At 70.0% G+C, this 7,788-nt stretch carries 5 protein-coding genes; 2 read left to right on the forward strand and 3 right to left on the reverse strand.

The genetic code is table 11. The annotated features are described in order from the left end of the window. Positions 1–296: 296 nt before the first annotated feature. The 3 genes from ACLBYG_RS31130 to ACLBYG_RS31140 all read right to left on the reverse strand — a co-directional run bounded on the left by ACLBYG_RS31130 (position 297) and on the right by ACLBYG_RS31140 (position 5,043). The gene (locus ACLBYG_RS31130; protein ID WP_447684024.1) at positions 297–3,446 is read right to left on the reverse strand and encodes an efflux RND transporter permease subunit; all 3,150 of its coding nucleotides are present in this window, start codon (positions 3,444–3,446) and stop codon (positions 297–299) included. 9 nt (positions 3,447–3,455) lie between these two features. After that, positions 3,456–4,670 (reverse strand): efflux RND transporter periplasmic adaptor subunit, encoded by a 1,215-nt coding sequence (locus ACLBYG_RS31135; RefSeq protein ID WP_244540833.1) that lies wholly within the window; start codon positions 4,668–4,670, stop codon positions 3,456–3,458. A gap of 175 nt (positions 4,671–4,845) precedes the next feature. Continuing rightward, positions 4,846–5,043, reverse strand: coding sequence for a polyhydroxyalkanoate synthesis regulator DNA-binding domain-containing protein (locus tag ACLBYG_RS31140; protein WP_091675875.1), 198 nt, complete (start codon positions 5,041–5,043; stop codon positions 4,846–4,848). Between the two features lie 246 nt (positions 5,044–5,289). Here ACLBYG_RS31140 and ACLBYG_RS31145 point away from each other — a divergent pair, with 246 nt between their 5' ends. After that, complete coding sequence (locus tag ACLBYG_RS31145) at positions 5,290–5,967, forward strand: response regulator transcription factor (RefSeq protein ID WP_020091096.1); 678 nt, start codon at positions 5,290–5,292, stop codon at positions 5,965–5,967. Then, positions 5,960–7,378, forward strand: coding sequence for an ATP-binding protein (locus ACLBYG_RS31150; protein WP_447684025.1), 1,419 nt, complete (start codon positions 5,960–5,962; stop codon positions 7,376–7,378). The genes ACLBYG_RS31145 and ACLBYG_RS31150 overlap by 8 nt, the downstream gene beginning before the upstream one ends. The last annotated feature ends 410 nt before the right edge of the window (positions 7,379–7,788 follow it).

Here is a 7,788-nt window from a genome sequence, read left to right on the forward strand (position 1 = left end):
AATACCGGTCAGGTCAAGGAGACGCCCGAACCGAGGCTATGAAGATGAGGGCATATGTGGACGTTCCGCTGGCGACCCATGCCGGCCGCCCGGATCGCGGCCAAGCTTTCGCTCAAGGCGGTCATCTGCGACCAGCCGTGCACGGTCGGTAGCCATCGAAGTCGGCGGCGACTGTACCTGAGATTCCCTGTTCGAAGCAGTTCAACGCGGCGAATTCTTGAACTCGAGCAGTTTATGTCGCGAGCAACGTCGGTACTCTCGCCCCCCGGCGAACGCAGCCGTCGCCGTGAGTGCGCTCATCGACCGGTCCCCTGCTGCATCCGCTGGCGGGGCTTCGAATGCCGTCGCTTGCTCACCCTGCCGAAGGGCAGGCGCAACGTCGCGATCACCGGATAGACGGCGGGAAGAACGACGAGCGTCAGCAGCGTCGCGGTGATCAGGCCGCCGATCACCACCGTGGCGAGCGGGCGCTGCACTTCCGCGCCCGCGCTGGTCGAGAGCGCCATCGGCAGGAAGCCGAGCGCTGCGACAAGGGCCGTCATCATCACCGGGCGCAGGCGCCTCTCGGCCGCCCGGGTGGCCGCCCCCCGCGGGTCCAGGCCGGAAGCTTCGAGGTCGCGGATGGTGCTCGTCAGCACCACGCCGTTCAGGATCGCGATGCCGAAGGTCGCGATGAAGCCGATCGCCGCCGAGATCGAGAACGGCATGTCGCGCACAGAGAGGGCAAGGATGCCCCCCGTCGCGGCCATCGGCACGTTGAGGAAGATGAGCCCGGCGCGGCGGATGTCGCCGAACATCACGACGAGGAGGACGAGGATCCCCGCCAGCGCCGCCGGCACCACCACCGAGAGGCGGGCGGTAGCCTCCTGCAGGTTCTGGTACTGGCCACTCCATTGCAGCGCGTAGCGGGGCGGCAACTTCACCTGATCGGACACGGCCTTCTGCGCGGCGTCCACGAAGCTCTGCACGTCGCGGCCGCGGACGTTGGCCTGGATCGAGATCCGCCGCTGCAGCCGCTCGCGGCTGATCTGGGCCGGGCCGGAGGTGACCTCTACCGAGGCCACCATCGCGAGCGGCACCGTCATGGCGGGACCGGTCTCCTTGCCCGGCCGTCCCACCGGCAGGGCTCGGATGCGCTCGATGTCGCTGCGGTCGGCCGGGTCGAGCCGGACCACGATGTCGGTGATGGAATTGTCGTCGCCGTAGACCATGCCGGCGGTGCGCCCGCCGATGCTCTCGACCACGTCGAGCACGTCCGAGACGTTGATCCCGTAGCGGGCGGCCTTGACCCGGTCGACCCGGATCGAGAGCGCCGGCATCCCGGCCTGCGCCTCGGCCTTCACGTCCGCCGCGCCCTGAATGCCTGAGACCACCCGCACGATGGAATCGGCCGTGTCCTTCAGGACCCTCAGGTCGTCGCCGTAGAGGTTGATCGCGACGTCGCCGCGCACGCCTTCCAAGAGGTCGTCCATCCGCATCTGGATCGGCTGCGAGAAGCTGTAGGCGACGCCCGGCACCTCCTCCCGGAGGCGCTTGTCGAAGGCCGCGACGAGCCCTTCCTGGCTGTCGGCGGTCCTCCAGGTCGAGGGGTCGGTCAGGGTGATGAAGCTGTCGGTCGATTCGACGCCCATCGGGTCGGTCGGGATCTCGGCGCTGCCGGTGAGGGAGACGATCCGCTTCACCTCGGGGAAGGATTTCAGCACCCGCTCGATGCGGGTCACGGTGGCGAGCGAGGCGTTCAGCGCGATGCCGGGCAGCTTCTCGGAGGTGATGACGATCGAGCCCTCCGACAGCTTCGGCAGGAACTCGCCCCCGAGCCGCGTGGCCATCGCGCAGGAGCCGGCGAACAGGGCGACCGTCGTGAGCACGGTGGTGAGCGCGTGCCGCTCGGCCCAGCGCAGCACCGGCGTGTAGACACTCCGCACCGCGTGGACGAGACGCGTCTCGCGCTCATTGACACCGCGCCCGGCGAGAAAGAGCGCCGCGAGCGCCGGCATCAGGATCAGGGTGACGACGAGCGACGAGGCGAGCGCCAGGATCACCGTGAGCGCCATCGGGGCGAACATCTTTCCGGCCACGCCTTCCAGCGCGAGGATCGGGACGTACACGATGATGATGATCGCCACCGCGAAGATCACCGGGCGGGCCACCTCGGCGGCGGCGTCGCGGATCACGTCGTGGGCCGGGCGGTCCGGGTGCTCGCCCCGGGCGCGGAGCACGTTCTCGATCATCACCACCGCGCCGTCGACGATCAGCCCGAAATCGATCGCCCCGAGGCTCATCAGATTGCCCGACAGGCCGAGCAGCCGCATCCCGGCAAACGCCATCAGCATCGAGAGCGGGATCGCGGCGGCGACGATCAGCCCTGCGCGCAGGTTGCCGAGCAGCAGGAGCAGCACCACGATCACCAGCACCGCCCCCTCGAGGAGGTTGTGCTCCACCGTGCGGATGGTGCGGTCCACCAGCGCGCTGCGGTCGTAGAACGGGACGATCTCGACCCCCGGCGGCAGTTGCTGGCGCAGGGCGGCGATCGTCTTCTTCACCTCCGCGACCACGGCGCTGGCATTCTCGCCGTAGCGCATCATCGCGATGCCGACGACGGTCTCGCCTTCCGCGTCGTGGGTGACGGCGCCGAGCCGGACCTTGGGGGCCTCCTGCACCGTGCCCAGCGTGCCGAGCGTCACCGGCACGCCGCCGGGGCCCGTCGCGACGACGATGTTCGCGATGTCCTCCGGGCCCTTGGCGAGGCCGAGGCCGCGGATCGTCTCCTGCTGGTCGTTGTGCTCGATGTAGGCGCCGCCCCGGGCGGCGTTGTTCTCAGCGAGCGCCGTGTAGACCTGGGCCAGCGTCACGCTGTAGCGGCGCAGCGCGTCCGCCGAGACGCGGACCTCCTCGGTCGGCATCTGGCCGCCGTAGATGTTCACGTCGGCGATTCCGGGGGTAAGCTTCAGCTTCGGCGCGATGGTCCATTGCAGGATGCGCTTGAGCTGCATCGGCGTGTAGGCGGGCCCGCGCAGCTCGAACTGGTAGATCTCGCCGAGGCCGGTCGCCATCGGACCCATCTGCGGATCGCCGACTCCGGCGGGCATCAGGCTCTTGGCCTGGGGCAGGCGCTGGAACACCTCCGCCCGCGCCGCTGTGACCGACACGGATTCGTCGAAGGTGACGTAGACCGCCGAGACGCCGGCCCGGGACGTCGAGCGGACGTTGGAGAGCCCCGGCGCGCCGGCCATCGCGTTCTCGACAGGAAAGGTGACGAGCCGCTCGACCTCCAGGGGGCCGAGCCCCGGCGAGAGGGTGAGGATCATCACCTGCTTCGGCGAGATGTCCGGCACCGCGTCGATCGAGAGACCTTCGAGGTTAGCGGCTCCGCCCGCCGCCGCGGCCAGCGCGATCATCAGCACGAGGAAGCGGCGGCGGACCAGGATGGCGAACCAGCTCTTCATCGCCGGCGCTCAATCCGTCGAGCCGAGAAGGCTGCGCAGCAGGATGGCCTTCAGGCCGAAGCTGCCCGCGGTCGCAACACTCTCACCCGCCGCCACGCCTCGGCGCACCTCCACCCAGTCGGTTCGCTGGATGCCCAGCGTCAGGGCCCGCCGCTCGAACCTGTCCGGGGCCGTGCGCACGAAGGCGATGGGGCCGGTGTCCGTCTGCTGCACGGCCGCCGCCGGGATGGTCACGCCGTCGCGACCGAGATCAGCCCCGACCGTCACCGAGACGAAAAGGTTGGCGCGCAGGAGATCCTGCGGGTTGTCGAGTTCGATCCGCGCCGGCGCCGTGTTCGTCGCCGGATCGAGGGCGGCGTTGACCGAGCGGACATGGCCCTCGAAGGGCGGATGGCCGGGCACCGGGCTCTCCACCGAGACCGCATCCCCGGCCTTCACCCGGGAGATGTCGGCCCCGTAGAGGTTCGCCAGCACGACGACACGGGTGGGATCGGCCACCGTGAAGGCGTCGCGCCCGGTATCGACGACCTCGCCCAGGGTGATGCCGACGCTCGTCACCACGCCGGCAATCGGCGTGACCACGGCGCTGGTGCCCGGCGCGGCGCCCTCGGCCGGGGCGAGGCGCTGGTACTGCGCCCGGTACATCTCCGCGTTCGCCTGCGCAGACTTCACCGCCGCCTGTGCCTTGGCGAGATCGACCTGCCGCCGCTCGACCTCGGCTTGCGCCACGCCCCCGAATTTCAGCTGCTCCAGCCCACGCTTTACTTGGAGCGCCGCCACCGCCTCGGAGGCCCGCGCCTCGCCGAGGGCGGCTTCAGCCGCCTGAAGCCCGTTGCGGGCGTCGAGGAGGCCGGCGGCATCGAGGGTCGCGAGCGTCTGCCCCGCCGTCACCCGGTCCCCGGGCTGGACGGCGAGGCTCAGTACACGTCCCTGCGTGCGCGGCTTGAGATGCGTCACCCGCCGCTCGTCGAAGGCGACGGTGCCCGGCGCCCGCACCGGGAGCACGATCCGGCGGGTCTCCGCCGTGCCGAAGGCCAAGCCGATCCGCGTCTGCCCCGCCCCGTCGAGGGTGACGAGATCGGGGTTCGCCGGGGCGTCGTCGGAACGGTCCGCCTTCGCCTCGGGGACCGCGGGCGGGGCGAGGCCAAGGCCGGCGAGGAGTGGGCCGCGATAGGTCCAGCCCGCGAAGGCCACGGCGGCCAGCACCGCCAGGATGAGCAGCACTCGCGGCGCGCGGCTCCGGCTCACAATCGGAGCCGGCGCGGAGGCATCCCCGCGCCCGAAGCCATCGGTCTCGGATGCCTCGGAGACCTCCGCGGGGGGCGCGGACGCTTCGGTGTTCAGCGACATGGACAGGCAGCTTGCCGACCGGTCGGGCCGGACGCTCCGCGGATGAGGTTCATGCGTCGAAGCCGGTGGGGAGCACCTCGTCGCTGACGAAGCGCCCGGTCTCGACCTCGCGGATCACAACCTCGAAGCCCTCGCCGCGCCATTCCCGCAGGCGTTCGACGGAGACATAGGTGCGGGTCTCGACGTCGTAGAGCCGGCTCTGGGCGTAACGGTTGATGAGGCGGCGGGGCCGCCGCTTCCGGGGCATGTGTGGACTCCCTCAGCGGTGGGGGATCGCGGCGGATGCGGGGAAGCGGCGTAGCAGGAACAGCATCGGAGGAGCCCGCTGAGGATCGCGCCCAGCCGAACAGGGCCCGAGGTGCGCGCTAGAGTCATTCTAATAAATTGGACGAAGCCGATGGAGCGCCACTAAATTCTGGTTCACAGTCGCTTCCTCGCGCAGACCGCAGGGCCGACATGCGACACACTGGCAACGCGGGAGGACCGGGTTCACGTGGCGAGGCTGCTGCTGATCGAGGACGACGGGGACACGGCCGGGGACGTGCGCGACGACCTGCGCGGGCGCGGCCACGAGGTCGCCTGGGCCGCGACCGGGCCGGACGGCGCTCGCTCGGCGCGGCAGGGCGGCTGGGACGCGATCATCCTCGACCGGATGCTGCCCGGCCAGGACGGGCTCGGCGTGCTGCAGGACCTGCGCCGGGACGGGGACCGGACACCGGCCCTCGTCCTGAGCGCGCTCGGCGACGTCGACGAGCGCATCCGCGGCCTCCGGGCCGGTGGCGACGACTACCTCGCCAAGCCCTTCGCGCTCGGCGAACTCGCCGCACGGATCGAGGCGCTGCTCCGCCGCCCGGTCGACACCCGCGAGACGCTGCTGCGGGTCGGAAGCCTGGAGATCGATCTCATCGCCGGAACGGGCCGGCGCGGCGCGCGCGACCTCGACCTCCTGCCTCGGGAACTCAAGCTCCTCGCCTATCTGATGCGCGCGCCCGGTCGGATCGTCACACGGGCGATGCTGTTCGAGGAGGTCTGGAACTACCGCTTTACTCCGAAATCGAACCTCATCGACGTCCATCTCGGCCGCCTGCGCCGCAAGCTTGAGGCGGCCGGGGAGGCGCCCCTGATCCAGAACGTCCGCGGGGTCGGTTTCACCCTCACGCCCGATGACTGACCTCCTGCGCTCGACCACCCTGCGGTGGGCGGTGGGGATCGCCCTGTGGTCGGTGCTTCTCGCCCTGACGATGTTCGCCTTCATCTACTGGCAGACGGCCTCCTACCTGCGGGAGGAACTCGCCGAGACCCTGCGGCTGGAAGTCCGCGCGGCCGCCGCCGACCCCGCCGCCACGGCGTTGCGGGTCGACACCTGGACCGCCATGGACCCGCATGCCCGGCACTATGGCGGCGACTTCGCTCCGGACGGCGTCCGGCGCGCGGGTAACCTCGATGCGATGCCGAAGGGGCTGCCGCGGGACGGGGATGCCTACCGGGTGAACGCCACGGTGGAGGTCGGGGGCCGCAGCCTCGCCGACGAGATCTGGGCCGCGGCCCTGGCGCTGCCCGGCGGCGGCACGGTGGTGATCGCCCACGACACCGACGACATCGACCGGGTGCGGGTCACGACGCTGCGGGCGCTCGGCCTCGGGCTACTGCCGATGCTGGCGCTCTCCGGGATCGGCGGCCTCGTCCTCGCCCGCCGGGGCCGCAGGCGGTTCGCCGCCACCGAGGTGGCGCTCGCCGAGGTGATGCGCGGCAACCTCGGCAAGCGCCTGCCGGTCGGAGGCCGGGGCGATGAGTTCGACCGCCTTGCCGCCAACGTGAACCGCATGCTCGACGAGATCGAGCAACTTATGGGCGAAGTCCGCAGCGTCGGCGATGCCGTCGCCCACGACCTGCGGACGCCGTTGACCCGCCTGCGGGCCCGGCTGGAACGCAGCCGGGCGCAGGCGCGAACGGTGGCGGAATTGCACGAGGCGATCGATCAGGGCCTCGCCTGGATCGACCAGACACTCGCGATGGTGACGGCCGTGCTTCGGATCGGCGCGATGGAGGAGGGCCGCCGGACCGCCTTCGCGCCGGTCGACCTCGGGGAGGTCGCCGCTGCGGCGGTCGACTTCTTCGAGCCCGAGGCTGAAGAGAGGGGCGTCCGGCTCGTCCTGTCGGCGGTGGGGCCTTTCACCGTCCACGGCGACCGGGACCTCTGCTTCGAGGCCCTGTCGAACCTCATCGACAACGCCGTGAAGTTCACGCCCCCCAGAGGGACCGTCCGGGTCGGGGTCGCCTGGACCGGCCAAGCGATCGAGGTGGCCGTGGAAGATACCGGCCCAGGCCTGCCGGCGAGCGAGCACGAGAAGGTCTTCCGCCGCTTCTACCGCGCCGAGATGTCCCGCCAGACCCCCGGCAACGGCCTTGGCCTCAGCCTGGTCGCCGCCATCGCCAAGATTCACGCCGCAAGCGTGAGTGTTCGCACGTCGGAAAAGGGTGGTTGCCGTTTCGCGATGACGTTCCCGAATTTGACCATCGAAGACCGCACGTCTTCTACTTATTGGACGGCTTCGAGAAAAGGTCCGCTTGTCAATTCATGAATGAATTTCTGGCCCTACCCGCTAAATGATCTGCCAATGGGCTCGCGTATCAAGAAGCCTCGCGGCATGTCTGCTTCCATGTCTATGCCAGTCGAAAGCAGGCCGTTTCAGATCCACCCATCTTGGACGTTCAGAAGAGCGCGTCGTGGTGGTGACCTGGCCGGTCACTAGGTCGAGCGGGGCGCGTTCGTGCCGGTCCTGCAGAGCTTCGCCACTGAGCGCTCTGTGTTCACGGCGCTGTGGCCGGAGAGCCGACGCGGCGATCCAAACGTGAAGGCTTTCCCGGCATTCCTCGGTGGTATGCTCCCATCCCCGACACCTTGGGACAAGCTGTTCGAAGGTGCGGCGAGGGCGTGAGCGGTCCCCGTGGAGATGTCCGCTTCGGGACATCCGCCGATCGGAAGCAGGCG

It is taken from the genome of Methylobacterium sp. D53M (assembly GCF_053345625.1).

Bases quoted from the DNA above. Each gene is read 5' to 3' on its own strand.
- ACLBYG_RS31130 (WP_447684024.1), bottom strand. From the start codon at position 3,446: ATGAAGAGCTGGTTCGCCATCCTGGTCCGCCGCCGCTTCCTCGTGCTG.
- ACLBYG_RS31140 (WP_091675875.1), bottom strand. From the start codon at position 5,043: ATGCCCCGGAAGCGGCGGCCCCGCCGCCTCATCAACCGTTACGCCCAG.
- ACLBYG_RS31150 (WP_447684025.1), top strand. From the start codon at position 5,960: ATGACTGACCTCCTGCGCTCGACCACCCTGCGGTGGGCGGTGGGGATC.